Origin of the sequence: Citrobacter gillenii (assembly GCF_013337685.1) — a bacterium.
GTDB lineage: Bacteria > Pseudomonadota > Gammaproteobacteria > Enterobacterales > Enterobacteriaceae > Citrobacter > Citrobacter gillenii.
Window position 1 is genome coordinate 157360 of record NZ_SUQN01000004.1, and the last position, 26224, is coordinate 183583.

Here is a 26224-nt window from a genome sequence, read left to right on the forward strand (position 1 = left end):
CAAACTCCTTCTGCAAAAGGCTAACTTTTAAGCAGTATCGGCACGGGTGTTTATATCTTTATGATGATTTATCAGAGGATGTGAAAATATATATGTGACACTGTCACGTATAGCAAAACCCAGCACTGTGGCTGGGTTTTAATAAGTGTTTAATCTTATTTAGATAATTCTTTTTTGATCTCGGCTTTTATTTTACTTAATTCACTCTGTGGATTTTTTTTGCACATTTCAATGGTCAGGGGAACCGCAGTAGTGATCGTTTCGTTATAGTCTACGTAGTCACCCCCTTTGAAGTCTTCATCTTCGTTCAGCACCCAGAAGGCAACCGGCGCCATGGTTTGTGGGTTCAAATCAATAAACTCCTGGCAGCTCATTCCTTTAGGCGTCACTTCAGTTTTTGTGGTCTCGGTTGCTGCATTGACGCTGACACTGGTTAACAACGCGGCAACCAGAATACCTGCGGTAGAAAGGGAGAATTTATTCATTGTAGTACTCCATTTATAATATAGATAATATCTACACTTGCGCTTTAAACCGTTAATGTAGCTCGGGAAAAAATAATACCCCTACTATTAAAAGAATAAAGATGATGGTCGTTGATATGGCTGAAATTTATATTTCGGGTTACCAATTCTGATGTCAGTGGGGAAAATATCGCTCACAATGTGATCGTCCCGACGAAATCCACCGATTCATACCCCGCTTTCCCTACCGTTGCACCAAAACTGAACTACGCTGCACAAATGTTGATCATTGGTTAATAAAATTACGCATTATTTAACAAATGACGCCAGTAAACCGGGGGGCAGACATGGCACGCGTCCTGCATTGTTAATCCAGTAACAACGACACGGCATCTGACAGGCAACTAACAGCGAGACGGTAATGACATCAAAACCTGAATTATTCGCCCGCGTAGAACATACCTTCAGCCAGCTTACGCCGAGTGAAAAGCGTGTTGCCGGTTGGCTGTTAGCACACGCTGCGCAGATCCCGTTTGAAACTGCAGACGGCATTGCTAAGGCCACGGGAACCAGTGGCATTACCGTTGGACGCTATCTGCGCAAGCTGGGTTTTCGCAATCTGGAAGATGCTAAAGCCAGCCTGCGCGAACTGCCTGTTATCCCCTATCAGCCTTGGGGAATGAATGAACGGCTTGATTCCTGGCACCAGCAGCAACGTCTGCCGGACCGGGCGCAGCAGTCGCTGCTGCTGGAAATTGATGCCATTACCCATGTTTATCAACTGGCGCAAAGCGAGACATTTTTACGCATTGCGCAACAGCTGGCACACGCCGAGGCCGTGTATATCCTCGGCATTCAGTCGACCCGCGGGATTGCCAACGCCTTTTTCAGCCATCTGGAATACCTGCGACCCAAAGTCAGTTACTCCGAGGGCTTGTCCGGAAGCTGGGTTGAGTCACTGAATTCAGGGTTTGACCAGCCGTATGTGGTGATAACCGATATGCGCGCCTACTCTGCAACATCACGACAATATTGCCGGGTCGCCCGCGACCGCCACATTCCGCTGGCGCTGATAACCGATGTCTGGTGTCCGTGGGCCAGAGACTACGGTATTGATTTACTCCAGGTGAAAACCGACACCGGGCATTTCTGGGACTCCCTTGCCCCCGTCAGCTGTCTGTTCAACTTATTACTCTCCGCGGTGGTGGCGCAACTGGGCGACGCTCTCGCCGGGCGCCTGCAAACCAATCGCCAACTCCAACAGCAGTTTGGTCAATTCGAACAATAAACAGGAATCGTGCTATGCCAGAAACCTCTGTTCTGGTCGATCTGTCGGTGATCTTTCCGTCACTGCATATCGATCTCAAATACGCTACCCGCGATAACATTACCGGCGCACCTGTCTACCGGGAAGCGCGCTGCCTGTTACACACCGATGCGGTCACGGGACTGGCCAAAAGCATCAGCATTGCGAAACTGGCGGGCCTGAATCTGGTGGTGTACGACGCTTATCGCCCGCAGCAGGCGCAGGCGATGCTATGGAATGCCTGCCCGGATCCGCAGTACGTTGTCGATGTCGCGATTGGCTCCAATCACAGCCGTGGCACGGCCATTGACGTCACGCTGATGGACGAACGTGGCAATGTCCTCGATATGGGGGCCGATTTTGATGAAATGCACGATCGTTCCCACGCCTGGCATCCTTCCGTTGCGCCACCCGCACAGCGTAATCGACTGATGCTGAATGCCATTATGTCCGGTGGCGGTTTTGTCGGGATCAGCAGCGAATGGTGGCATTTTGAATTACCAGACGCAGCTCGTTACCCCCTGCTTGATGACTGTATTGCGTGTTTCCCTGCCCCCCAAATAACAACACCACACCCCCTTTAATTTCTGGAGCCTGGTTATGAAGACAACACACGCCTTAACATCGCTGTTTCGCCCCGCGCTGATTGCTTTAGCATTAGCGGCAGCCCTGCCCGCTGCACAAGCCGCGGTACCTAAGGATATGCTGGTGATCGGTAAAGCCGCCGATCCACAAACGCTCGATCCTGCCGTCACGATTGATAACAACGACTGGACGGTAACCTATCCGTCTTATCAGCGTCTGGTGCAGTACAAAACTGAAGGTGATAAAGGCTCCACGGAAGTAGAAGGCGATTTAGCCAGCGGCTGGAAGGCGTCTGACGATCAAAAAGAGTGGACCTTCACCCTGAAAAGCGAGGCCAAATTTGCCGATGGCACGCCGGTAACGGCTGAGGCGGTGAAGCAATCTTTTGAACGCCTGATCAAAATTGGTCAGGGACCTGCCGAAGCGTTCCCGAAAGATTTGAAGGTAGAGGCCATTGATGCCAGTACGGTGAAATTTACCCTCAGCCAGCCGTTCGCGCCTTTCCTGTACACGCTGGCGAATGACGGCGCGTCAATAATCAACCCGGCGGTGTTAAAAGAACATGCCGCCGACGATGCGCGCGGTTTCCTTGCCCAGAATACGGCGGGCTCGGGTCCTTTTATGTTAAAGAGCTGGCAAAAAGGACAGCAGCTGGTTCTGGTGCCGAACCCGCATTGGGCGGGCACCAAGCCGGTGTTTAAGCGCGTATCGGTGAAAATCATCGGTGAAAGCGCCTCCCGCCGTCTGCAGCTGTCGCGCGGCGATATCGACATCGCTGATGCACTGCCCGTCGATCAGCTTGCCGCCTTAAAGCAGGAAGGCAAAGTCAAAGTAGCGGATTACCCGTCACTGCGCGTGACCTACCTGTACTTGAACAACAGTAAAGCACCGCTCAATCAGGTGGATTTACGCCGCGCTATTTCGTGGTCAACGGATTATAAGGGCATGGTGAACGGGATCCTCAGCGGCAACGGTAAGCAGATGCGCGGCCCGATCCCCGAAGGCATGTGGGGCTTTGATGAAAAAGCCATGCAATACAGCTTTGATGAAGCGAAAGCCAAAGCCGAGTGGGACAAAGTCGCAAACAAACCAGACAGCCTGAGCTTCCTGTACTCGGATAACGACCCGAACTGGGAGCCGATTGCCCTCGCCACGCAGGCCAGTCTTGGCAAGCTGGGGATCAAGGTCAAGCTGGAAAAACTGGCCAACGCCACCATGCGTGACCGCGTTGGTAAAGGTGATTACGACATCGCCATCGGCAACTGGAGCCCGGACTTCGCTGACCCGTACATGTTTATGAACTACTGGTTTGAGTCGGATAAAAAAGGCTTACCAGGCAACCGTTCATTCTATGAAAACAGTGAGGTCGATAAGCTGCTGCGCAGCGCGTTGTCAACGACCGACCAGGTGGCCAGAACCAACGATTACCAGCAGGCGCAAACCATCGTGATTGATGAAGCGGCCTACGTCTATTTATTCCAGAAAAACTACCAGCTGGCGATGAACAAAGACGTCAAAGGATTTGTATTTAACCCAATGCTGGAACAGGTCTTCAACATCTCCACCATGAGTAAATAATCTCACCACGTTTATGCGGAGCCGTATTGGCTCCGCAAGGGGAAGCCAATGACTTTCTGGAGCATTTTACGCCAGCGCTGCTGGGGACTTATCCTGGTGGTGGCCGGTGTTTGCGTCATCACCTTTATTATTTCGCACCTGATCCCGGGCGACCCCGCGCGGCTGCTGGCGGGCGATCGCGCCAGTGATGAAATTGTTGAGAATATTCGCCAACAGCTGGGTCTTAATCAGCCGCTGTACGTGCAATTTTTTCGCTACGTCAGCGATGTGTTTCAGGGCGATTTAGGCACCTCGATTCGTACCGGACGTCCGGTGATGGATGAGCTGCGCGTGTTCTTCCCCGCCACGCTTGAGCTGGCCTTTTGCTCCCTGCTGCTGGCGCTAATTATCGGGATCCCGCTGGGGATTTTATCCGCAGTCTGGCGTAACCGCTGGCTCGACCACCTTGTGCGTCTGATGGCAATCACCGGTATTTCGACGCCGGCGTTCTGGCTTGGTCTCGGGGTTATCGTACTGTTTTACGGTCATCTGCAAATATTACCCGGCGGTGGACGCCTGGATGACTGGCTGGATCCACCGACGCACGTTACCGGGTTTTACCTGATAGATGCGCTGCTGGAAGGCAATGGCGAAGTGTTTTTCAATGCGCTCCAGCATCTGATCTTACCGTCCCTGACGCTGGCCTTTGTACATCTTGGCATTGTCGCCCGCCAGATCCGCTCCGCTATGCTCGAACAGCTTAGCGAGGATTACATCCGCACTGCCCGCGCCAGCGGTTTACCGGGCTGGTACATCATTTTGTGTTATGCGCTGCCCAACGCGCTCATTCCGTCCATCACCGTCCTGGGGCTGGCGCTGGGCGATCTGCTCTACGGCGCGGTACTTACCGAAACGGTATTCGCGTGGCCAGGCATGGGCGCCTGGGTCGTCACCTCCATACAGGCGCTCGACTTCCCGGCCGTCATGGGATTTGCCGTGGTGGTGTCATTTGCCTATGTGCTGGTCAACCTGGTGGTGGATTTACTCTACCTGTGGATTGACCCGCGCATCGGACGCGGAGGTACACAATGATGCTCTCACAAGAAACGCCCGCCACCGCGCCGAGCGCTCACCGTCGCCGCGACTGGGCCAAACTGTTCTGGATGATGAAAAGCAGCCCGCTGACGCTGATTGGTGGAGCGATCATCGTGCTGATGTTGTTGATGATGGTGCTGTCACCGTGGATAACGCCTTACGATCCCAATGCGATCGACCTCACCGCACGTCTGCTCCCCCCGTCAGCTACTCACTGGTTTGGTACTGATGAAGTGGGACGCGATCTGTTTAGCCGTGTACTGGTCGGCAGCCAGCAGTCGATCGTTGCAGGACTGGTGGTAGTGGGTATCGCCGGTGGGATTGGTTCACTGTTGGGCTGCCTGTCCGGCGTGATGGGCGGACGGGCGGACGCGATTATTATGCGCGTGATGGACGTGATGCTGTCGATCCCCTCGCTGGTGCTGACTATGGCGCTGGCCGCCGCGCTGGGGCCCAGCCTGTTTAACGCCATGCTGGCCATTGCGATTGTGCGCATTCCATTCTACGTACGTCTGGCCCGGGGACAAACCCTGGTAGTCCGCCAGTTTACCTACGTACAGGCTGCCCGTACGTACGGCGCGTCCCGCTGGCATCTGATTAGCTGGCATATCTTACGTAATTCGCTGCCGCCGCTGATCGTGCAGGCCTCGCTGGACATCGGCAGTGCGATCCTGATGGCCGCCACGCTGGGGTTTATCGGGCTGGGTGCGCAGCAACCGAGCGCGGAATGGGGAGCCATGGTGGCAATTGGCCGCAACTACGTGCTTGACCAGTGGTGGTACTGTGCGTTTCCCGGTGCTGCCATTCTGATCACCGCCGTGGGTTTCAATCTCTTTGGAGACGGTATTCGTGACCTGCTGGACCCGAAAGCCGGAGGAAAACAGTCATGAGCCAACCCGTCCTGGAAATTGAAAATTTGCACCTGAGCTTCCCCGGTTATAAAGCTGACGTGCATGCGTTGAACCATGTCTCGTTGCACATCAACCGGGGTGAGATTGTCGGCGTGGTCGGCGAGTCCGGCTCCGGGAAATCCGTTACCGCCATGCTTGCCATGCGCCTGCTGCCGGAGGGCAGTTATCGCATTCACCAGGGGCGCGTGTCGCTGCTCGGTGAAGATGTGCTGAACGCCAGCGAGAAGCAAATGCGCAAATGGCGCGGGGCGCGCGTGGCAATGATTTTTCAGGAGCCGATGACGGCCCTAAACCCGACCCGGCGCATTGGCCAGCAAATGGTAGAGGTGATCCGCCATCATCAATTACTCAGCCGCACGGATGCGCGACAAAAAGCCATCGCCTTACTGGAGGAGATGCAAATCCCGGACGCCTCCGAAGTCATGTCGCGCTTCCCGTTTGAGCTTTCCGGCGGTATGCGCCAGCGGGTGATGATCGCGCTGGCTTTTTCCTGCGAGCCGGAGCTGATTATTGCTGATGAACCGACGACCGCGCTGGATGTGACGGTGCAACTGCAGGTACTGCGCTTGCTGAAGCATAAAGCGCGGGCCAGCGGCACGGCGGTGCTGTTTATCAGCCATGATATGGCAGTGGTTTCGCAACTGTGCGACCGGGTGTATGTCATGTATGCCGGAAGCGTGATCGAAAGCGGCCCGACGCAGACGGTGATTCAGCACCCGACGCATCCCTACTCCATTGGTTTGCTGAAATGCGCGCCAGAACACGGAGAGCCCCGCGCGCCGCTGCCCGCAATCCCGGGTACCGTGCCGAACTTAACCCAATTGCCTGCCGGATGTGCATTCCGCGACCGCTGTTATGCGGCCAGGACACAGTGTGACGCGGTCCCGGCATTACGCAGTCAGGGGCATGCGGATCAGCAGTCCGCCTGCTGGAATCCCCAACTGGAGACTCGTCATGACTGACATTTTGCTGTCGCTTCAGGATATACATGTCAACTTCCCGGCCCGAAAAAACTGGCTTGGCAAGGTCACCGAGCGCGTGCACGCGCTCAACGGGTTAGATTTACAGATTCGCCAGGGGGAAACATTGGGTATCGTTGGTGAGTCTGGCTGTGGCAAAAGTACGCTGGCTCAACTGCTCATGGGGATGCTCAGGCCGAGTCAGGGGCAATACGCTCGCAGCACAGAAAAACACAGCGGCATGCAAATGGTCTTTCAGGACCCACTCTCGTCGTTGGATCCGCGCTTGCCGGTGTGGCGGATCATTACCGAACCGGTGTGGATCCAAAAGCGCAGCGCCGAACGTCACCGCCGCGCCCTTGCGGAAGAGCTGGCGTTACACGTGGGGATTCGTCCGGAATACCTTGACCGCCTGCCGCACGCGTTTTCCGGCGGGCAACGCCAGCGCATTGCCATTGCCCGCGCGTTGTCCTCTGAGCCGGATGTGATTGTGCTTGATGAACCCACCTCGGCGCTGGATATTTCCGTACAGGCGCAAATCCTCAACCTGCTGGTGGCGCTACAGGCACGCAGAAACCTGACCTATGTGCTGATCTCGCATAACGTGTCGGTCGTGCGGCATATGAGCGACCGGGTGGCGGTAATGTACCTCGGGCAAATCGTCGAGCTGGGTGACACGCAGCATGTATTAACCTCTCCCGCGCACCCGTATACACGTCTGTTGCTGGACTCGGTCCCTAAAACCGGAGCACCGCTGGCGGAAGATCTGGTGTTACGTAAAACCGAGTTGCCGGGGAATCGAACCCTACCGCAGGGATGTTATTTCCGCGATCGCTGCCCACTGGCGACTCAGGGATGTGAGAAGAAACAGGCATTATTGAACAACGAGACCGGGAGTGAAGTCCGCTGCTGGCGGGCAGTTAGCGAAATCTGACCTCACGGGCGTAGTGTGCCTGGTGTATCAGGCGCAATATGCCTTTTTCAGCGCATCCACCAGCATTTCGGATGCAGTCGACAACTTATGATGCGAGGAACGTAGGATCCCAATACGACGCTGGATAACCGGGCCGTCCAGCTCAATACAGGTTGCGCCAAGTTCGGTCATCTGGGTGCGGCACAATGCAGGCACGGCACTGCCGCCTAAACCATTCGCCACCAGGCGTCCAATGGTCACCAACTGGTGACTCTCCAGCGCCACTTCCAGCGCATGGCCGCTTTGTACCAGTTGCTCTTCCAGCATCAGACGTACGGCAGAGGGACGTTGCAAGGTAATAAAATCCAGCGTCAGCAAGTCCTTCCATGCGATGCGTTCCCGGCCAGCCAGACGACTGGTCGGAGGGACGATGGCGATAAAACGATCCATCCCGAGCGGGGTAAAATGCAGGTGTCCGGAGTAGTCCGGTTCAAAGGCAATCCCCATCTCGACCCGCCCTTCGCTGACCATTTCAATCACCTGCTCGTTAATTACGTCGTGCACCGTGACATTGACACCGGCATAGCTGTCGCGAAAGGTCTTGAGCACCGGCGGCAGCACATTCGCGGCAAATGACGGCATCGCAGCAATCGAAATTTTGCCACGTTGCAGTGTAAAGCGCTGGCGCATGGCTTCTTCGGTATTTTCCCAGTCGGCAAGCAGCTGTCGCCCCATGGTCAGCAGCGTTTCGCCCTCCTGCGTCAGGGTCACCTTGCGGGTGGTTCTTAACAGTAAAGCGCCCCCTAACGACTCTTCCAGTCCTTTGATCGCCAGGCTTAACGCGGGTTGCGACATATTCAGCCGTTCACTGGCATGAGCAAAATTCAGAGTGTGAGCTACCGCTAAAAACGCGCGTAACTGTTTGATGCTCATTCTCATTACTCATTCCTTTAACTTGTTGAATACCTTTAATTAACATTAAATTGATAAAAAAACCCAATGAGTGAGTCACAAATTTAAAATTAACAAATCATTTTTCACCCCTAATGATGTCGCCAGGAACAACTGGAGGGGCAAGTGTATGGCTGGACTGGATAAACGGGTCGCCACGTATCAACAGGCGTTGGAAGGGCTGACTGACAACATGACACTGCTGGCAGGCGGTTTTGGCTTATGCGGTATTCCTGAGAATTTGATTGCAGAAGTGCGCCGTCGGAACGTTCAGGGACTGACCGTGGTGTCGAACAACTGCGGCGTGGACGGGTTTGGCCTCGGCGTGCTGCTGGAAGCACGCCAGGTACGCAAAGTGGTGGCGTCCTATGTCGGTGAAAATGCCCTGTTCGAAAAGCAGGTGCTGAGCGGAGAGCTGGAAGCCATTCTGACGCCACAGGGCACGCTGGCGGAGCAGCTACGAGCCGGTGGTGCAGGCATTCCCGCCTTCTTCACCGCCACCGGGTACGGTACCCCTGTCGCCGAAGGCAAAGAGGTGCGCGAGTTTGCCGGCCGGCCTTACATCATGGAGCAGGCGATTACCGGTGATTTCGCGCTGGTCAAAGGCTGGAAAGCCGACTGGTACGGCAACGTCATCTACCGCCATACCGCACAAAACTTTAACCCACTGATGGCAGCAGCCGGACGCATCACGGTAGTCGAAGTGGAAGAAATTGTCCCTCCCGGCGAGCTGGATCCCGCCGCTATTCACACCCCCGGAATTTTCGTCAATCGCATTATTCAGGGGCAGTTCGAAAAACGTATTGAACAACGCACCCTACGCCATCAAGGAGCCTGACCATGTTAACGCGTGAACAAATGGCGATGCGTGTCGCTCGCGAGCTGCGCGACGGTTATTACGTCAATCTCGGTATCGGTATCCCGACCCTGGTGGCCAATTATATCCCCGACGGCATGGACGTGATGCTGCAATCAGAGAACGGCTTGCTTGGTATGGGGCCGTTCCCTACCGAGGACGACATTGATGCCGACATGATCAACGCCGGTAAGCAAACCGTGACGGCGCGTAAAGGCGCGGCAATTTTCGACTCCGCACAATCCTTCGCCATGATCCGCGGCGGCCACGTCGACCTGACGGTTCTTGGCGCATTCGAAGTGGATACCAATGGCAATATCGCCTCGTGGATGATCCCCGGAAAAATGGTGAAAGGTATGGGTGGCGCGATGGATCTGGTCGCTGGCGCTGAAAACATCATCGTTGTGATGACGCACGCCTCGAAAAGCGGTGAGTCCAAACTGCTTCCCAGTTGCACTCTGCCCTTGACCGGCGTGGCCTGTATCAAGCGCGTGCTGACCGACCTGGCGCTGCTGGAAATTGCCGACGGCGCGTTCATTCTGCGCGAACGGGCGCCGGGCGTCAGCGTGGACGACATTGTTGCCAGAACCGCCGGCAAGCTGATCGTTCCCGATCATGTCCCCGAAATGCACTTCAACTAAGGATCTGACCATGATGGATGTTGTTATTGTCGCAGCAACGCGCACGCCAATTGGCAGTTTTCATGGTGCCCTTGCCCCGCTTTCTGCCGTTGAGTTAGGGACAACGGTCATCCGCGCTCTGCTGGAAAAGACCGGGGTTGCACCAGAACAGATAGACGACGTGATTTTAGGTCAGGTTTTAACGACCGGCTGTGGGCAGAATCCGGCCAGACAGACGGCAATTCGTGCCGGTTTGCCGGTAACCACCCCAGCGATGACCCTCAATTTACTGTGCGGTTCAGGACTAAAAGCGGTTCATCTGGCGGTGCAGGCCATTCGCTGCGGCGATGCGGACATCGTGATTGCCGGCGGTCAGGAAAGCATGAGCAATGCACCCTATTTTCTCGACGGTGCCCGCGCAGGATTACGTCTGGGTCATACCAGCCTGAAAGACAGCGTGGTGCATGACGGGCTGTGGGATGCGTTCAACGACTACCATATGGGTATTACCGCCGAAAATCTGGCGGATAAATTCGCCATCAGTCGCGAGCAACAGGATGCCTTCGCCCTGCACTCCCAGCAAAAAGCGGCCGCCGCCCTCGAAGCCGGTCGGTTTAACGCAGAAATCACCCCAGTTAGCGTTCCGCAAGGGAAAAAAGCACCGCGCGTGGTGGAGCGTGATGAGCAACCTCGCCCGGAGACTCAGGCGGAAAAACTGGCGCAGTTGAAACCGGCATTTCGTCCCGGCAGCGGCACGGTGACGGCGGGCAATGCGTCTTCCCTAAACGACGGTGCGGCGGCAGTAATGGTAATGAGTGCCGCCAAAGCCGCTGAATTAAACCTTCCGGTGTTGGCAAAAATCACCGGTTACGCCGTCTCGGGCGTTGATCCAGCCATTATGGGGATCGGCCCGGTGGAAGCCTCGCTGAAGTGCCTGAAGCGCGCCGGGTGGACGCTGGATGACGTTGATCTGATCGAAGCCAACGAAGCCTTTGCCGCCCAGGCGCTGGCGGTCGGCGAATCGCTGAATTGGGACAGCAGCAAGGTTAACGTTAACGGCGGTGCAATTGCGCTGGGCCACCCAATCGGGACCTCAGGTTGCCGCATTCTGGTTACCTTGCTACATGAAATGGCGCGGCGCAATGTGGCCAAAGGGCTGGCCACGCTGTGTGTGGGTGGTGGCCATGGCGTGGCGCTAACGGTGGAACGTCCAACAGGAGCACACTATGCAGACTAATCACATTAGCGTACTGGGCGCCGGGCTAATGGGCATCGGCATCGCGACCCACTTTGCCCGTTTTGGTCATCCTATCTGGCTGTTTGATACCGACAGCAACCGTATTGCCGAGATAACGGCTGTTGCCAGCAGCATTCTGGACGAGCTGATTGTCACCGACCAGTTTGCCGCCGCAGATAAAGCATCGGTTCTCGCGCGACTGCACGGCACAACCTCTCTGGCGGATATCGCCGCGTCTGGATTATTAATCGAAGCGATCCCGGAACGGCTAGAGCTGAAGCACGCGCTGTACGCACAGCTGGAAGCCGTTATCTCACCCGAAGCGATTATCGCCAGCAACACCAGTGGCCTGCCGCCGGATGCGCTGGCGGAAAAACTCGCGCACCCGGAGCGGTTGCTGATCGCACATTTCTGGAATCCACCGCACTTTATTCCGCTGGTTGAAATCGTGCCGGGCACAGCAACCAAACCAGAATATCTCAGTGAATTGCAGCAATGGCTGGTCGCGATGCAGCTTGAGGCGGTGGTGCTCGATCGCGCCGCACCGGGCTTTGTCGGCAACCGCCTGCAGTTTGCCCTGCTGCGTGAAGCGCTGCATATCGTCAAAAGCGGTATTGCCAGCGCCGAGGTGGTAGACCAGGTGATGCGTGCGTCGCTGGGCCGCCGTTACGCGATGGTCGGCCCGCTGGAAGCGGCGGACATGACCGGACTTGCCACGGTGCAGGATATTTGTCGCCATCTGCTTCCAACACTCGCCACCGGCAGCGACATGATGTCGCTGGTCGCCGACAAGGTTGCTCGCGGTGAAACCGGTTTACGCAGTGGTCAGGGGTTTTATCACTGGGATGATTCGCGCAAGGAATACATCCAGCAACGCAGAGAGCATCAGCTGCGTTTTGCCCTGAAACCGTAACTTCTCTTTCTGTACCCCACTATAACAATGATATTGAGGAGTCATGATGAGTGTATTAATCGCCCTGGCCGCGCTGGGCCTGCTGATGCTGGCAGCCTATCGCGGATACAGCGTCATCCTGTTTGCCCCCATCGCGGCATTAGGTGCTGTTTTGCTGACTGAACCCAGCGCCGTCGGTCCTGCCTTTACCGGCCTGTTCATGGAAAAAATGGTCGGTTTTGTGAAGCTGTACTTCCCGGTGTTCTTACTGGGTGCAGTGTTTGGCAAGTTAATCGAATTATCGGGTTTTTCCCGTTCAATCGTCGCCGCCGCCATCAACATCCTCGGGCGGCGTCACGCCATTCCGGTGATCGTGCTGGTGTGCGCGCTGCTGACTTACGGCGGTGTCTCGCTGTTCGTGGTGGCGTTTGCGGTGTATCCGTTTGCCGCTGAGCTGTTCCGTCAGAGCAACATTCCGAAGCGACTGATCCCGGCAACCGTGGCGCTGGGCGCCTTCTCTTTCACCATGGATGCACTGCCCGGTACACCGCAGATCCAGAACATTATCCCGACCAGCTTCTTTGGCACCAACGCCTGGGCCGCGCCCTGGCTGGGGCTGATAGGCTCGCTGTTTATTATCTTTGTCGGCCTGATTTACCTTGAGCGTCAGCGCCGAAAAGCGCAGGCAAAGAACGAGGGCTATGGCACCGAACTGCTTAACGAACCGGAAACGCCGGATAATATTAATCTGCCAAACCCGATTATTGCGATTTCGCCGCTGATTCTGGTGGGGGTGTTTAACCTGTTGTTCACCCGCTGGATCCCGGTGTTTTATGGCTCGACTCATCAACTGGAGCTACCGGGTCTTGCCAAACCGATTACCACTGAAGTCGGCAAAATTACCGCTATCTGGGCGGTGGAAGCCGCGCTGATTGCCGGGATCCTGCTGGTCGTGATTTTTGGTTTTCGCAATATAAAAGGTCGCCTGGCGGAAGGCAGCCGAACGGCGGTGGGCGGTGCGATCCTCGCGGCAATGAATACCGCTTCAGAATACGGTTTTGGCGCAGTGATCGCCGCGTTGCCGGGCTTCCTGGTGCTGTCAAAAGCGCTAGCGGCCATTCCCGACCCGTTGCTCAACGAAGCCATCAGCATCACCACTCTGGCCGGGATCACCGGTTCAGCATCCGGCGGGATGAGTATTGCGCTGGCGGCAATGTCCGACACCTTTATCGCCGCCGCACATGCCGCCAACATTCCACTGGAAGTCTTTCACCGCGTGGCCTCTATGGCCAGTGGTGGCATGGATACTCTGCCGCATAACGGGGCGGTAATCACGCTGCTGGCCATCACCGGTCTCAGTCACCGTCAGGCATATGGCGGGATCTTCGCCATCACCATAATCAAAAGTCTGGCCGTTCTGTTTGTGATCGGCGTCTTCTACACCACCGGCATTGTTTAAGGAGAATCATCATGAACTTAACGGGAAAAGTGGCCCTGGTTACCGGCTCCACCAGCGGTATTGGATTAGGCATTGCGCAGGTGCTGGCAAAAGCCGGCGCCACTCTGATTCTTAACGGCTTTGGTGATGCTGAAGCGGCAAAAGATGCCGTGGCGAAGTATGGCAAAACACCGGGGTATCACGGGGCGGATCTCAGCGATGCAGCGCAAATTACCGAGATGATGCGCTACACCGACAGCGAGTTCGGCGGCGTGGATATTCTGGTCAACAACGCCGGGATCCAGCATGTTTCACCGCTGGAGACGTTCCCGGTCGATAAATGGAATGCGATCATCGCGATTAATCTGTCCTCCGTTTTTCACACTACCCGTCTGGCGCTGCCCGGCATGCGTCAACGCAACTGGGGCCGCATCATTAATATCGCCTCTGTGCACGGGCTGGTGGCGTCAAAAGAAAAATCGGCCTATGTCGCGGCTAAACACGGCGTGGTGGGGCTAACCAAGACCACCGCACTTGAGACGGCGCAGACCGGCATAACCTGTAACGCACTGTGTCCCGGCTGGGTGCTGACGCCGCTGGTACAACAGCAGATCGACAAGCGCATTGCCGAGGGCACCGCGCCGGATGTTGCGCGCGATGCTCTGCTCGCGGAGAAGCAACCGTCACGCGAGTTTGTCACCCCGGAACAACTGGGAGAGCTGGCGCTGTTCTTATGTTCAGACGGTGCGGCGCAGGTGCGCGGTGTGGCGTGGAATATGGACGGCGGTTGGGTGGCGCAGTAAGTTATGTCAGCCGGATGCGCTCTCGCATCCGGCACATCATCGTTAAGACTTCAGCTGGTAATCCAGCGTAATTTCCGCGTTCAGAACCTGTGACACCGGACATCCGGCTTTCGCTTTCTGGATAATACCGTCAAAGGTTGCGGCATCAATGCCGGGCACGGAAACGTCACTGTGCAGCGCCACTTTGGTGATGGCAAAACCCGCATCCACCTTATCCAGAGAAACATCGGCAGTGGTATCAATGGCGTCTGGCGTGAAGCCCGCCTCACCCAGCATTAACGAAAGCGCCATCGAGAAGCAGGCCGCATGAGCCGCGCCAATCAACTCTTCAGGATTGGTGCCTTTCGCACCTTCAAATCGCGTATTAAACCCATACGGCTGCTGGTTCAACACGCCACTTTCGGTCGACACGGTCCCTTTACCGCGTTTAATGTCGCCTTCCCAGTGTGCCTGACCTTTCTTATGGATAGTCATTACCGCTCTCCTGTGTTGTCGTCGGAGTAACAAGTATAGGACGCTGAGGGAAACACATGACGCATATTGGATAGTTCTGTATTAACTGCTTAAGCATTGACCTTTCAGATGAAATGACCGACCATCCAGAAAGCCGTTATTTTAGACACCGGCTGTTAATCAGGTTGTATTTCGTCCGCGCTTACGCGGGCTCGCCCTTGAAACCAGTAACAGGATTAAGGAGTTAGAATGAAATCGAACCGTCAGGCCCGTCATGTTCTCGGACTGGACCACAAAATCTCCAATCAACGTAAAACCGTAACCGAAGGCGACAAAACCAGCGTGGTCAACAACCCTACCGGAAGAAAACGCCGCGCTGACGCCAAGTAATACCCCGCACGTTATACTGAATAATGATGATATACACCATTGCAACCGCAGTGGTGTTTTTGCTTATAAAACCCCTTAACCCATTCACAATGCTTTATACTTCGGCCGTTTCCCTGGCGGAAGGCAACCTACGATCATAAACAGTGCCAGGGAGGGTTATTCAAAAAAGAGTGAGTGACATGGAAAACGAAACTAACAAACTGCGTTCCCTTTACATCCCTTACGCTGGCCCGGTACTGCTGGAATTTCCCTTACTGAACAAAGGGAGTGCTTTCAGTGTGGAAGAACGCCGTAACTTCAACCTGCTGGGGTTACTGCCGGAAGTGGTCGAGACGATTGAAGAACAGGCTGAACGCGCCTGGATCCAATATCAGGGATTCAAAACGGAAATCGACAAACATATCTACCTGCGCAACATTCAGGATACCAACGAAACTCTGTTTTACCGACTGGTACAAAACCATCTTGATGAGATGATGCCGGTTATCTATACCCCGACGGTGGGTGCCGCCTGTGAGCGTTTCTCCGAGATTTATCGTCGCGCGCGCGGCGTGTTTATCTCCTACCAGAACCGCCATAACATGGACGATATCCTGCAAAACGTCCCGAACCACAATATCAAAGTTATCGTCGTGACCGACGGTGAACGTATTCTGGGTCTTGGCGACCAGGGGATCGGCGGGATGGGCATTCCTATCGGCAAACTGTCGCTGTACACCGCCTGTGGCGGCATCAGCCCGGCCTACACCCTGCCGGTAGTGCTGGATGTCGGTACCAACAATCAGCAGTTGCTGAACGATCCGCTGTATATGGGCTGGCGTAATCCGCGCATCACCGACGATGAATACTACGAATTTGTTGATGAGTTCATCCAGGCGGTGAAACATCGCTGGCCCGAAGTGCTGCTGCAGTTTGAAGACTTCGCGCAGAAAAACGCCATGCCGTTGCTGACCCGCTATCGTGATGAAATTTGCTCGTTTAATGACGATATTCAGGGCACGGCGGCGGTTACCGTCGGGACGCTGATTGCGGCCAGCCGCGCGGCGGGCAGCCAGTTGAGCGAACAAAATATTGTCTTCCTTGGTGCGGGGTCCGCCGGTTGTGGGATTGCCGAGCAGATCATCGCGCAGATCCAGCGTGAAGGATTAAGCGAAGAGGCCGCGCGTCAGCGCGTGTTTATGGTTGACCGCTTTGGTCTGTTAACCGACAAAATGCCGAACCTGCTCTCGTTCCAGACCAAACTGGTGCAAAAACGCGAAAACCTGCAGCACTGGGATACGAAAGAAGATGTGCTGTCTCTGCTCGACGTGGTTCGCAACGTGAAGCCGGACATTCTGATTGGTGTCTCCGGTCAGACGGGCCTGTTTACCGAAGAAATTATTCGCGAGATGCACAAGCACTGTCCGCGCCCAATCGTCATGCCGCTGTCTAACCCGACATCGCGCGTGGAAGCCACACCGCAGGATATTATTGCCTGGACCGAAGGCAATGCGCTGGTGGCTACCGGTAGCCCGTTTGCCCCGGTCGCCTGGAAAGATAAAATCTACCCGATTGCCCAGTGTAACAACGCCTATATCTTCCCGGGTATCGGTCTTGGCGTGATCGCCTCTGGCGCCAAGCGCATCACTGATGAAATGCTGATGTCGGCCAGCGAAACGCTGGCACAATATTCACCGCTGGTGTTGAACGGCGAAGGGCTGGTATTACCGGAACTGAAGGATATTCAGACCGTTTCCCGCGCCATAGCCTTTGCCGTAGGTAAAATGGCCCAGCAGCAAGGCATGGCAGTGAAAACATCGGCTGAAGCCCTGCAGCAGGCGATTGACGAGAATTTCTGGCAAGCAGAATATCGCGACTACCGTCGTACCTCTATCTGACGGTTTACCCGGCGGCGCCCTGCCGCCGGGTGTTCAACACTTGCACAATTCAGCGACTTGCGATTACACTTTCACCATCGATTAACATTCGGGAAAAACTAAGGAGGATACTTATGCTGTACTGTGAACGTTTGATCGTTTCACATGCTTTTGGCGATCGCCAGTGCTCAAGCGTTATCGGTATCGTGCTGCGATAACTTCTGCTTGAGCGAAGCTAACTTCTAAATCCCCTTCTCTCGGGCTTACCGGGTTATCGTCAGCGATGTTTGACGAGGCGTTTTTACGTCTGTAACTCTTGAGTAAGCAACAATGAGCACATTACTAACCGCACAATCCTTACACGTTGATACGGCATTTGGCACGCTATTCGACGATCTCACTTTTACCCTGAAAAAAGGCGACCGCATTGGGCTTATCGGCTACAACGGCTGCGGCAAAAGCACGCTGTTAAAACTGCTGGATGGCACGATTTCTCCCACCAGCGGATCCATTGCCCAGGCACATCACTGTCATCTTGCGCGCGTAGAACAGCATTTGCCGGATGAGATCCTGCCGCTAACACTCCAGGAAGCCGTACTGGCACAACTTCCCGAGCATGAACGCGCGGGTCAGCAATGGCGGGTTGAGTCACTACTCGCAGAAATGGGCTTTACGCCGGAGAATTTGCACCTCACCGCACAAACGCTGAGCGGCGGCCAGCACACGCGCCTGCTGCTGGCCCGCGCGCTGATGCGCAATCCCGACCTGCTGTTGCTGGATGAACCGGGTAACCATCTGGATTTGCCCACATTGCTGTGGCTGGAGCAGTTTTTACAGCGCTGGTCCGGCAGTTTTGTGGTGGTGTCTCACGATCCACAATTGCTGGATGCAGTGACGCACGGAACGTGGATCCTCCGGGATCATTCCCTGCATGCGTTCGATCTCCCCTGTAGTGCGGCGCGCCAAGCGTTGGTGGACAGAGATGCCAGCGATGCCTTGCGCCATAAGGCAGAACAAAAGGAAATCGATCGCGTTACTGCCAGCGCCAAACGTCTGGCCACCTGGGGACGGGTCTACGACAACGAAGATTTGTCTCGCAAAGCCAAACAGATGGAAAAACAAGTGCAGCGCCTGAAGGATGACCAGACGGATGTCACCGCCGGAAGTCAGTGGTCACTAACATTGAATGGCGATGCCCTGCGTGCCGACCGCTTGCTGGGAATGACAGACCTCCCCGTCTCTCCGGCAGCGGATGCGGCAACGCTGTTTTCCATTGCCGGTATTCGCATCAAAAGCGGCGATCGCGTGGCGATTGTCGGGCGTAACGGCTGTGGAAAATCGTCGCTATTAAAGCTTATCTGGCAGCAATATCAGACGCAAATGACCTCGACATCGCTGGTGCTGCACCCGCGGGTGACGCTGGGGTATTACGACCAGTCGCTCAACCAGCTTGCGGATAACGATTCGTTGTTCGAGGCTCTCGAGCCGTTTGCCCCGCAGCCGGATGTGCGCAAAATGGCACTGATTAGCGCGGGGTTCCCGTGGATCCGCCACGCTCAACGGGTCAGCACCTTAAGCGGCGGCGAACGTTCGCGCCTGCTGTTTATCGGGCTGACGCTTGCCCGCTATAGCCTGTTGATGCTCGACGAGCCGACCAACCATCTGGATATGGAAGGCAAAGAAGCGCTGGCGCACACGCTGCAACACTTCAGCGGCGGCGTGCTGCTGGTCAGTCATGACCGTCAGCTTATCCGCCAAAGCTGCAACCGCTTCTGGTTTATTGATGAGGGTGAACTTAGCGAATGGCACGACCTGGAAGCGATTAACGCCCGCATTCAGGAAACCGCCAGTGAGCTAGCGGCGAGCAAAACGGTGGCAGAGGTTGTTCCTGATCCTCATCATCATGGCGACGAAATACTGGAGAAACTTCTCGAACTGGAGCAGCGGCTGTTTGATGACCTGGCACGCAAAACCAAACATCAAAAACCGCAGTTGCAGGCACAATGGCGCAAGGAGATTGAGCATCTGAATTCACTGCTGGAGTAAAACGGTTGCCGGATGGCGGCATTATGTCGCCGTCCGGCGAATCTTGCGCGCCGCTTTCCATTTATCCCCCTGCCCGCTTTTCCTTTTACCGCACTCGCTGCACACTTTGGCAAAATTCGGCTATTAGTGTTGCGTTCAGCGGAACATTAATGATAATGTTCCTTTTGAGGGAACAAGTAAGTTATGGATGATCATGAACTTCAGACACAAAGGATTGCGCGACTTGTTTCTTCAGGGGCGAACATCAGGCGTGACGGCGAAGCATGTCCGGCGATTGCGGCACCGACTTGCCGTTATTGATGCAGCGAGCCATGTAACAGATATCAATATGCCTGGTTATAAACTGCATGCGTTAACGGGCGATCGCGACGGCGTTTGGTCGATTTCTGTTTCAGGCAACTGGCGTATTACGTTTGAATTCGTTAATGGCGATGCATATATACTGGATTACGAGGACTATCATTGATGAAAATGGCTAATCATCCCCGTCCGGGGGATATTATTCAGGAAGCGCTGGATGAGTTAAACGTCAGCCTGCGCGAATTTGCCAGAGCAATGGAGATTGCCCCCTCAACCGCGAGCCGACTGTTAACGGGCAAGGCAGCATTAACCCCGGAAATGGCGATCAAACTTTCAGTGGTGATCGGCAGTTCGCCCGAAATGTGGTTGAATCTGCAGAATGCCTGGAGTCTGGCTGAAGCGCAAAAAAGCGTGGATATCTCACGTCTGCGCAAACTGGTAGCACAGTAACGGTATTGTAGGCTGAATAAACCTGCGCTATCCGGCAGGTCTTAATGGACAAAAAAATGGCGCTACATCGGTAGCGCCATTTTTATCAGCAGAACGTCAATGGGTTATTGCAGCCCTTGCTCGTTCTCTTTTTTGGCTTCGGCTTTTTCGACTTCGCGATACCAGCGTGGGTGATGCTTCTTCGCCCAGCGGCGGCTGACCTTCCCTTCGACCATGCCTTTAATCGATCCTTTCACCCAAAATGCCATGTACATATGGATGAGGATGGCGTGCATCAAAATAATACCCGCCGCAGCGTGGATCAGCAGGCTGTAACGCACAACCTGCATTGGGAAGAACTGCGCAAAGTACGGACGCCAGATAATCACCCCGGTAATCAACAGTACAAAAATCATGCTCATGATCGACCAGAACATCATTTTTTGTCCGGCGTTGTACTTACCAACGTCCGCCACCTTGTGTTCATTGCCCTTCAGCACTTCCACAATGTTTTTCAGCCACGGAATATCTTTCTTATCCGGGATGTTGTGGTGCACAAAGCGCACAAACATGAACATCAGCGCGACGAAAATCAGCAGACCGAAGAATGGGTGCAAAATGCGGCCCATTTGCGGTGTACCGAAGGTCTGCGTCAGCCATTGCAGCGTCGGGAAGAAAAACGAAATCCCCGACAACGACACCAGAAAGAAGCAGATCACCACTGTCCAGTGACAGGCGCGGTCGATAAACTTCGTGCGCACAATCATTTTCGACTTACTCATGATGATCCTCCTCGTCGTCGTCCACTTCCTTGTTCGGGCCAATACCGATGTAGTGATAAATCAGCCCGGCGAAGGTGGCGATAAATCCGGCGGCGGCCAGCGGTTTCAGTGCCCCTTTCCACAGATTGATAGAAGTATCTATCTGCGGATCTTTTGGCAAACCGTGGTACAACTCCGGCTGGTTGGCGTGATGCAGGACGTACATAACGTGCGTTCCACCCACACCCTGCGGGTTGTAGACACCGGCATGTTCGTAGCCGCGCGATTTCAGTTTTTCCACGCGCTGCTCGGCCATTTCCAGCATCTCTTGCTTGGTGCCGAAATGTATCGCCCCGGTCGGACACGTTTTCACGCAGGCAGGTTCCTGCCCGACGCTCACGCGATCCACACACAGCGTACATTTATACACGCGGTTATCCTCTTTATTGAGGCGCGGAATATTAAATGGACACCCGGCAATACAGTAACCGCAGCCAATGCAATGCTCTGACTGGAAATCAACAATCCCGTTGGCGTACTGGATGATGGCTCCGGCAGACGGGCACGCCTTCAGGCAGCCCGGATCTTCACAGTGCATACAGCCGTCTTTACGAATCAACCATTCCAGCTTGCCATTCTGTTCGGTTTCGGTAAAACGCATCACCGTCCAGGATTTGGCGCTGAGATCGGCAGGGTTGTCGTACACCCCGACGCAATGGCCGACTTCATCACGGATATCGTTCCACTCTGAACATGCCACCTGACAGGCTTTACACCCAATACAAGTGGAAACGTCAATCAGCTTCGCGACTTCTGCTTTGTAATCACGTGCCTGAGGAGGCGGCGTGATGGAGTTGGTAGCGGACCTTTTGATGATGTCCTGCGTTTCCATAGACATATGATCGCCTCCCTTACGCCTTCTCGATGTTAACTAAAAACGCTTTGTATTCCGGCGTTTGCGAGTTTGCATCACCGACATTTGGTGTCAGGGTGTTGGCGATAAAGCCTTTACGCGCGACTCCTTCAAAGCCCCAGTGAATCGGGATCCCCACCGTCTCTACCTGCTGACCGTTGACGTTCAGCGAGCGCAGACGACGCGTCACCACCGCAACCGCACGAATGAACCCGCGCTTGCTGCTGACTTTCACGTGATCGCCGTTGGCAATCCCTTTCGCCGCCGCCAGCGTTTCGCTGATTTCCACAAACTGCTCTGGCTGGGCAATCGCATTCAACAACGCGTGCTTGGTCCAGGTGTGGAAATGTTCGGTCAGACGATAGGTCGTACCAACATATGGGAAGTCATTCTTGTTCCCCATACGTAACGCATCCGCTTCGTACAAACGTGCTGCCGGGTTAGAGATGACGTTCGGGTGCAGCGGGTTTGTACCCAGCGGCGTTTCCATCGGCTCGTAGTGTTCCGGGAACGGCCCTTCCGCCAGCTTGTCGATGGCGAACAGACGACCCAGACCTTCCGGTTGCATGATAAACGGATTGGTCGCGCTACCTGGCGGTGCGTTGTTGAAGTCCGGGATATCGTTACCCGTCCACTTCGTTCCGTTCCACTTGATCAGCATACGCTTCGGATCCCACGGTTTACCCTGCGGATCGACCGATGCGCGGTTATACAGCACGCGGCGGTTCAGTGGCCATGCCCATGCCCAACCCAGCGTATTCCCCAGCCCTGACGGGTCAGAGTTATCGCGGTTAGCCATCTGGTTGCCCTGCTCGGTCCAGCTACCGGTGTAAATCCAGCAGGAGGATGCCGTGGTACCGTCATCACGCAGCAGCGCAAAGCTGTTCAGCAACTGGCCTTTCTTCGCAACCAGCACGCCGTTGGCATCATAGAGATCTTCCAGCGCATAGCCGTTGTTCTCCTTCGCCACTTCTTCTGAATGCGGTTCGTCCGGCTGCTTGTAGCTCCAGCTCATTTTCAGTACTGGTTCTACGCCTTTACCACCTTCAGTGCGATACATATTGCGCAGACGATGGTAAATACCGGCCAGAATTTCGCCGTCATTGCGCGCTTCGCCCGGTGCATCCTGACCTTTCCAGTGCCACTGCAGCCAGCGTCCGGAGTTGGCAATGGAGCCGTCTTCTTCCGCAAAGCAGGTTGATGGCAGACGGAACACTTCGGTCTGGATAGTCGACGGATCGACATCGTTCGATTCGCCATGGTTTTGCCAGAACGTTGAGGTTTCTGTCACCAGCGGATCGATAACCACCAGATACTTCAGTTTGCTCAGCGACTGCACCACTTTGTTTTTGTCCGGGAAGGACGCAACCGGGTTAAAGCCCTGACAGATGTAGCCGGTGACTTTCCCGCTATCCATCATGTTGAAGTATTTAATGACGTCGTAGGACTGATCCCACTTCGGCAGCCAGTTAAAGCCCCAGTCATTGTCTTTCTGCGCCGCATCGCCGTAGAAAGATTTCATCAGGCTAACGAAGAACTTAGGATAGTTACCCCAGTAGTTCACCTGATCGGCCAGCGTTGCTTTTGGCGTATTCGCCGTCAGATACGTTTGCAGATCGGTCTGTTTCTCAGACGGCAGCGTCAGATAGCCCGGCAGGCTGGTAGACAGCAGACCTAAGTCGGTTAACCCCTGAATGTTGGAGTGACCGCGCAAAGCGTTGACGCCGCCACCGGCCATCCCCATGTTACCCAACAGCAACTGGATCATCGCCATGGTGCGGATGTTCTGCGCGCCCACGGTATGCTGAGTCCAGCCCAGTGCGTACAGGAAGGTGGTGGTACGATCGGCCGCGCTGGTAGAGGCCAGCACTTCACACACTTTCAGGAAGTCGGCTTTTGGCGTACCGCAGATGTTTTCCACCACGTCCGGCGTATAGCGGGAAACGTGCTGTTTCAGCAAGTTCCAGACACAGCGCGGATGGGACAGCGTTTCATCGCGTTTGGCGTAGCCGTTTTCATCGAACTGGTAGTTCCACGACGATTTATCGTATTGACGTTTTTCTGCGTCGTAGCCGCTGAACAGACCATCTTCGAAAGCAAAATCATCCCGCACCAGCAGGCTGGCGTTGGTATAGTGCTTAACGTATTCAGCGTTAATTTTGTTGTTTTCAATCAGGTACAGCAACACACCGGAAAGGAACGTAATGTCCGTACCGGAACGAATCGGCGCGTAAATATCCGCGACGGAGGCTGTACGTGTAAAACGGGGATCGACAACAATCAGCGTGGCATCATTGTTGTTCTTGGCTTCCATCGCCCAGCGGAATCCCACCGGATGTGCTTCAGCGGCGTTACCGCCCATCACCATCACGACGTTAGCGTTTTTGATATCAACCCAGTGGTTGGTCATCGCACCGCGACCAAATGTTGGAGCAAGACTTGCTACCGTTGGTCCGTGTCAGACGCGCGCCTGGTTATCTACCGCCAGCATGCCGAGTGAGCGCACAAATTTTTGCGTCAGCATGCCAGTTTCATTACTTGCCGCAGATGCGCACAGCATCCCGGTTGAAAGCCAGCGGTTTACCGTTACGCCCTGCTCATTCTTCTCAATGAAGTTGGCGTCACGGTCAGCTTTCATTAATTTTGCAATGCGGGTGAATGCTTCATCCCAGCTAATGCGCTGCCATTTATCGGAACCCGGTGCACGATATTCAGGATAACGTAAACGGTTTTCACTGTGTACGTAGTCCAGCAATCCTGCGCCCTTCGGACATAATGCCCCACGGCTCACCGGATGATCCGGATCCCCCTCGATATGGTAAATCGATTCTTTGGCATTTTTTGCTCCATCACCCAGGCTATACATTAATAGCCCGCAACCTACGGAACAGTATGTGCAGGTGTTTCGGATCTCTTTCGCGCGTATCAGCTTGTAATTTCGCGCCTGAGCCAGAGCCATCTTGGGTGCAAAACCCAGTGCGGCTACCGTTGTTCCCGCCATACCGCCCGCGCAGATTTTAAAGAATTGTCTGCGGCTGACGTCCATTGCTTTCCTCTTTTTTGCAGGGATGCGTACACTGGCACCTTCTCGTTGCACTAAAGCGGCAGCTTGAAAGGTGATGTGTACAACTTCGCGACGAAACTAACAGCTATATCCATAAATTTTTTGCGTCAAATCAATAACGAAACGGTTCCGCTACTAAATAGTGCAGTTTATTTAACCCTCATACCCACAAGGGGTTAGCCAAAAGCTAATTCGTTAGCGTGCTACGACCTAAAAGTGCTATACATTTCAGCTCCATTTTTTTGCCAGTACTATGGACAGACAAACCGAATGACAAAACAAAAAGCAACGTTGATTGGGCTTATCGCCATCATACTCTGGAGCACCATGGTTGGGCTGATCCGTGGCGTTAGCGAGGGACTGGGGCCTGCAGGCGGCGCTGCCATGATCTTTTCTTTAAGCGGTCTGCTGCTAATATTCACCGTGGGCTTCCCGAATATCCGTCAGTTTCCTGTTCGCTATTTAATCGCCGGCAGCGTACTGTTCGTTAGCTATGAAATATGTTTAGCGTTAGCGCTGGGCTATGCCGCCACCCGCCACCAGGCGATTGAGGTCGGTATGGTTAATTATCTCTGGCCCAGCCTGACCATATTGTTTGCGATATTATTTAATGGTCAAAAAACAACCTGGCTGGTTATCCCCGGATTAATCGTGGCATTGACCGGCGTTTGCTGGGTATTAGGTGGAGATAATGGACTTAACTTAGGTGAAATTGTCAGCAACGTCGCCAGTAGCCCGCTCAGTTATTTTCTCGCTTTTCTTGGCGCATTTATCTGGGCGACCTATTGCACTGTGACCAATAAATATGCAAAAGGCTTTAACGGCATCACCGTGTTCGTTTTACTGACGGCCACCAGTTTGTGGATTTATTATTTTATTACGCCACAACCTGAGATGGTATTCAGCACGCCGGTGACCATTAAACTGTTTACCGCCGCATTAACCTTAGGATTTGCCTATGCAGCGTGGAATATCGGTATCCTGCACGGGAATGTCACGGTTATGGCCGTTGGCTCTTATTTCACACCGGTCCTCTCTTCAGCACTTGCCGCCGTGCTGCTGAGCGCCCCGCTGTCATTTTCGTTCTGGCAAGGTGCACTGATGGTCTGCGCTGGCTCTTTGCTGTGCTGGCTGGCAACACGCCGCGCCTGAAAAAAGACGCCGGGTGGAGCCTAAAAACGAAGTCCGGTTATATTATCGTCACATTAATGGATATTTATTGTTCATTCTGCTTGTGTTTTATGTTTTATTTTGTTTAATTAAATGTTAAATATATGGTAATTAATTAACCCATGAAAATATTGCATGGTTATCTATATCCCTCTAAATGTATATATTACACATGCGTAATTAACGCTAATTAAACCATAGTCAGCATAATAGTTCCTTGTGTAAATATACCCATATCGATAAATCACATATTAC

At 54.4% G+C, this 26224-nt stretch carries 25 protein-coding genes; 19 read left to right on the top strand and 6 right to left on the bottom strand.

Annotated features, from left to right (window positions below; translation table 11 throughout):
- Positions 1–155 precede the first annotated feature (155 nt).
- Positions 156–485, bottom strand: a complete 330-nt coding sequence (hdeB, locus tag FCH32_RS10550; protein ID WP_115258498.1) for an acid-activated periplasmic chaperone HdeB — start codon at positions 483–485, stop codon at positions 156–158.
- Between the two features lie 400 nt (positions 486–885).
- Between hdeB and FCH32_RS10555 the strand changes: the two genes are divergently transcribed.
- From FCH32_RS10555 to FCH32_RS10585, 7 genes are read left to right on the top strand one after another with little or no spacing between them, the layout of a single operon-like run.
- Entirely contained in the window at positions 886–1752 is an 867-nt protein-coding gene (locus FCH32_RS10555; RefSeq protein ID WP_117342793.1) for a MurR/RpiR family transcriptional regulator, read from the top strand.
- A gap of 14 nt (positions 1753–1766) precedes the next feature.
- A complete protein-coding gene (ddpX, locus tag FCH32_RS10560) occupies positions 1767–2354 on the top strand; it encodes a D-alanyl-D-alanine dipeptidase (RefSeq protein ID WP_096757050.1) in 588 nt (195 codons plus the stop codon).
- Positions 2355–2370: 16 nt separating this feature from the next.
- On the top strand, positions 2371–3933 hold the full coding sequence (locus FCH32_RS10565; protein WP_096757049.1) for an ABC transporter substrate-binding protein: 1563 nt from the start codon (positions 2371–2373) through the stop codon (positions 3931–3933).
- Positions 3934–3981: 48 nt separating this feature from the next.
- The gene (locus tag FCH32_RS10570) at positions 3982–5004 is read left to right on the top strand and encodes an ABC transporter permease (protein WP_096757048.1); all 1023 of its coding nucleotides are present in this window, start codon (positions 3982–3984) and stop codon (positions 5002–5004) included.
- On the top strand, positions 5001–5897 hold the full coding sequence (gene ddpC / locus FCH32_RS10575) for a D,D-dipeptide ABC transporter permease (protein ID WP_174360865.1): 897 nt from the start codon (positions 5001–5003) through the stop codon (positions 5895–5897). The genes FCH32_RS10570 and ddpC overlap by 4 nt, the downstream gene beginning before the upstream one ends.
- Positions 5894–6880 carry an ABC transporter ATP-binding protein gene (locus FCH32_RS10580; protein ID WP_174360866.1) on the top strand — a complete coding sequence of 329 codons (987 nt, stop codon included), beginning with the start codon at positions 5894–5896 and terminating at the stop codon, positions 6878–6880. The genes ddpC and FCH32_RS10580 overlap by 4 nt, the downstream gene beginning before the upstream one ends.
- The gene (locus tag FCH32_RS10585) at positions 6873–7811 is read left to right on the top strand and encodes an oligopeptide/dipeptide ABC transporter ATP-binding protein (protein ID WP_174360867.1); all 939 of its coding nucleotides are present in this window, start codon (positions 6873–6875) and stop codon (positions 7809–7811) included. Before FCH32_RS10580 ends, FCH32_RS10585 begins: the two co-directional genes overlap by 8 nt.
- A gap of 27 nt (positions 7812–7838) precedes the next feature.
- On the opposite strand, the gene FCH32_RS10590 is transcribed toward FCH32_RS10585, so the two are convergent.
- Positions 7839–8729, bottom strand: coding sequence for a LysR family transcriptional regulator (locus FCH32_RS10590; protein WP_096757044.1), 891 nt, complete (start codon positions 8727–8729; stop codon positions 7839–7841).
- Between the two features lie 142 nt (positions 8730–8871).
- On the opposite strand from FCH32_RS10590, the gene FCH32_RS10595 reads away from it, so the two are divergent.
- Genes FCH32_RS10595 through FCH32_RS10620 form a run of 6 tightly spaced genes read left to right on the top strand, consistent with a single transcriptional unit; the run spans position 8872 to position 14587 of the window.
- Positions 8872–9579 (top strand): CoA transferase subunit A, encoded by a 708-nt coding sequence (locus FCH32_RS10595; RefSeq protein ID WP_096757043.1) that lies wholly within the window; start codon positions 8872–8874, stop codon positions 9577–9579.
- Between the two features lie 2 nt (positions 9580–9581).
- Positions 9582–10238, top strand: a complete 657-nt coding sequence (locus FCH32_RS10600) for a CoA transferase subunit B (protein WP_115258492.1) — start codon at positions 9582–9584, stop codon at positions 10236–10238.
- A gap of 10 nt (positions 10239–10248) precedes the next feature.
- On the top strand, positions 10249–11454 hold the full coding sequence (locus tag FCH32_RS10605) for an acetyl-CoA C-acetyltransferase (protein ID WP_146716832.1): 1206 nt from the start codon (positions 10249–10251) through the stop codon (positions 11452–11454).
- Positions 11444–12367 carry a 3-hydroxyacyl-CoA dehydrogenase family protein gene (locus FCH32_RS10610; protein ID WP_115258490.1) on the top strand — a complete coding sequence of 308 codons (924 nt, stop codon included), beginning with the start codon at positions 11444–11446 and terminating at the stop codon, positions 12365–12367. Before FCH32_RS10605 ends, FCH32_RS10610 begins: the two co-directional genes overlap by 11 nt.
- Before the next feature lie 43 nt (positions 12368–12410).
- The gene (locus FCH32_RS10615) at positions 12411–13805 is read left to right on the top strand and encodes a GntP family permease (RefSeq protein ID WP_197970846.1); all 1395 of its coding nucleotides are present in this window, start codon (positions 12411–12413) and stop codon (positions 13803–13805) included.
- An 11-nt stretch (positions 13806–13816) separates the two neighbouring features.
- Entirely contained in the window at positions 13817–14587 is a 771-nt protein-coding gene (locus FCH32_RS10620) for a 3-hydroxybutyrate dehydrogenase (protein ID WP_174360868.1), read from the top strand.
- A 42-nt stretch (positions 14588–14629) separates the two neighbouring features.
- Here the strand turns inward: FCH32_RS10620 and FCH32_RS10625 are convergent, their stop codons facing one another.
- Positions 14630–15061, bottom strand: coding sequence for an OsmC family protein (locus FCH32_RS10625; RefSeq protein WP_096757037.1), 432 nt, complete (start codon positions 15059–15061; stop codon positions 14630–14632).
- A 228-nt stretch (positions 15062–15289) separates the two neighbouring features.
- Here FCH32_RS10625 and sra point away from each other — a divergent pair, with 228 nt between their 5' ends.
- The 5 genes from sra to FCH32_RS10650 all read left to right on the top strand — a co-directional run bounded on the left by sra (position 15290) and on the right by FCH32_RS10650 (position 20082).
- Positions 15290–15430 (top strand): stationary-phase-induced ribosome-associated protein, encoded by a 141-nt coding sequence (gene sra / locus FCH32_RS10630; RefSeq protein WP_096757036.1) that lies wholly within the window; start codon positions 15290–15292, stop codon positions 15428–15430.
- 179 nt (positions 15431–15609) lie between these two features.
- Positions 15610–17307 carry a malate dehydrogenase gene (gene maeA, locus FCH32_RS10635; protein WP_115258488.1) on the top strand — a complete coding sequence of 566 codons (1698 nt, stop codon included), beginning with the start codon at positions 15610–15612 and terminating at the stop codon, positions 17305–17307.
- Positions 17308–17616: 309 nt separating this feature from the next.
- The gene (locus FCH32_RS10640; RefSeq protein ID WP_174360869.1) at positions 17617–19332 is read left to right on the top strand and encodes an ABC-F family ATP-binding cassette domain-containing protein; all 1716 of its coding nucleotides are present in this window, start codon (positions 17617–17619) and stop codon (positions 19330–19332) included.
- A gap of 187 nt (positions 19333–19519) precedes the next feature.
- Entirely contained in the window at positions 19520–19798 is a 279-nt protein-coding gene (locus tag FCH32_RS10645) for a type II toxin-antitoxin system RelE/ParE family toxin (RefSeq protein ID WP_096757033.1), read from the top strand.
- Positions 19798–20082: a HigA family addiction module antitoxin gene (locus FCH32_RS10650; RefSeq protein ID WP_096757032.1), complete on the top strand. Its 285-nt coding sequence runs from the start codon at positions 19798–19800 to the stop codon at positions 20080–20082. The genes FCH32_RS10645 and FCH32_RS10650 overlap by 1 nt, the downstream gene beginning before the upstream one ends.
- 104 nt (positions 20083–20186) lie before the next feature.
- On the opposite strand, the gene fdnI is transcribed toward FCH32_RS10650, so the two are convergent.
- The 3 genes from fdnI to fdnG are packed head-to-tail and all read right to left on the bottom strand — an operon-like array spanning position 20187 to position 24781.
- Entirely contained in the window at positions 20187–20843 is a 657-nt protein-coding gene (gene fdnI / locus FCH32_RS10655) for a formate dehydrogenase-N subunit gamma (protein WP_096757031.1), read from the bottom strand.
- Positions 20836–21720, bottom strand: a complete 885-nt coding sequence (gene fdnH, locus FCH32_RS10660) for a formate dehydrogenase N subunit beta (RefSeq protein WP_115258486.1) — start codon at positions 21718–21720, stop codon at positions 20836–20838. Before fdnH ends, fdnI begins: the two co-directional genes overlap by 8 nt.
- 13 nt (positions 21721–21733) lie before the next feature.
- The gene (gene fdnG / locus FCH32_RS10665; RefSeq protein ID WP_117342799.1) at positions 21734–24781 is read right to left on the bottom strand and encodes a formate dehydrogenase-N subunit alpha; all 3048 of its coding nucleotides are present in this window, start codon (positions 24779–24781) and stop codon (positions 21734–21736) included.
- A gap of 288 nt (positions 24782–25069) precedes the next feature.
- Between fdnG and yddG the strand changes: the two genes are divergently transcribed.
- On the top strand, positions 25070–25951 hold the full coding sequence (gene yddG / locus FCH32_RS10670) for an aromatic amino acid efflux DMT transporter YddG (RefSeq protein WP_115258484.1): 882 nt from the start codon (positions 25070–25072) through the stop codon (positions 25949–25951).
- Positions 25952–26224: the final 273 nt, after the last annotated feature.

Coding starts and splice junctions, on each gene's coding strand:
- hdeB (WP_115258498.1), bottom strand. CDS start 485: ATGAATAAATTCTCCCTTTCTACCGCAGGTATTCTGGTTGCCGCGTTG.
- FCH32_RS10555 (WP_117342793.1), top strand. CDS start 886: ATGACATCAAAACCTGAATTATTCGCCCGCGTAGAACATACCTTCAGC.
- ddpX (WP_096757050.1), top strand. CDS start 1,767: ATGCCAGAAACCTCTGTTCTGGTCGATCTGTCGGTGATCTTTCCGTCA.
- FCH32_RS10565 (WP_096757049.1), top strand. CDS start 2,371: ATGAAGACAACACACGCCTTAACATCGCTGTTTCGCCCCGCGCTGATT.
- FCH32_RS10570 (WP_096757048.1), top strand. CDS start 3,982: ATGACTTTCTGGAGCATTTTACGCCAGCGCTGCTGGGGACTTATCCTG.
- ddpC (WP_174360865.1), top strand. CDS start 5,001: ATGATGCTCTCACAAGAAACGCCCGCCACCGCGCCGAGCGCTCACCGT.
- FCH32_RS10580 (WP_174360866.1), top strand. CDS start 5,894: ATGAGCCAACCCGTCCTGGAAATTGAAAATTTGCACCTGAGCTTCCCC.
- FCH32_RS10585 (WP_174360867.1), top strand. CDS start 6,873: ATGACTGACATTTTGCTGTCGCTTCAGGATATACATGTCAACTTCCCG.
- FCH32_RS10590 (WP_096757044.1), bottom strand. CDS start 8,729: ATGAGAATGAGCATCAAACAGTTACGCGCGTTTTTAGCGGTAGCTCAC.
- FCH32_RS10595 (WP_096757043.1), top strand. CDS start 8,872: ATGGCTGGACTGGATAAACGGGTCGCCACGTATCAACAGGCGTTGGAA.
- FCH32_RS10600 (WP_115258492.1), top strand. CDS start 9,582: ATGTTAACGCGTGAACAAATGGCGATGCGTGTCGCTCGCGAGCTGCGC.
- FCH32_RS10605 (WP_146716832.1), top strand. CDS start 10,249: ATGATGGATGTTGTTATTGTCGCAGCAACGCGCACGCCAATTGGCAGT.
- FCH32_RS10610 (WP_115258490.1), top strand. CDS start 11,444: ATGCAGACTAATCACATTAGCGTACTGGGCGCCGGGCTAATGGGCATC.
- FCH32_RS10615 (WP_197970846.1), top strand. CDS start 12,411: ATGATGAGTGTATTAATCGCCCTGGCCGCGCTGGGCCTGCTGATGCTG.
- FCH32_RS10620 (WP_174360868.1), top strand. CDS start 13,817: ATGAACTTAACGGGAAAAGTGGCCCTGGTTACCGGCTCCACCAGCGGT.
- FCH32_RS10625 (WP_096757037.1), bottom strand. CDS start 15,061: ATGACTATCCATAAGAAAGGTCAGGCACACTGGGAAGGCGACATTAAA.
- sra (WP_096757036.1), top strand. CDS start 15,290: ATGAAATCGAACCGTCAGGCCCGTCATGTTCTCGGACTGGACCACAAA.
- maeA (WP_115258488.1), top strand. CDS start 15,610: ATGGAAAACGAAACTAACAAACTGCGTTCCCTTTACATCCCTTACGCT.
- FCH32_RS10640 (WP_174360869.1), top strand. CDS start 17,617: ATGAGCACATTACTAACCGCACAATCCTTACACGTTGATACGGCATTT.
- FCH32_RS10645 (WP_096757033.1), top strand. CDS start 19,520: ATGATCATGAACTTCAGACACAAAGGATTGCGCGACTTGTTTCTTCAG.
- FCH32_RS10650 (WP_096757032.1), top strand. CDS start 19,798: ATGAAAATGGCTAATCATCCCCGTCCGGGGGATATTATTCAGGAAGCG.
- fdnI (WP_096757031.1), bottom strand. CDS start 20,843: ATGAGTAAGTCGAAAATGATTGTGCGCACGAAGTTTATCGACCGCGCC.
- fdnH (WP_115258486.1), bottom strand. CDS start 21,720: ATGTCTATGGAAACGCAGGACATCATCAAAAGGTCCGCTACCAACTCC.
- yddG (WP_115258484.1), top strand. CDS start 25,070: ATGACAAAACAAAAAGCAACGTTGATTGGGCTTATCGCCATCATACTC.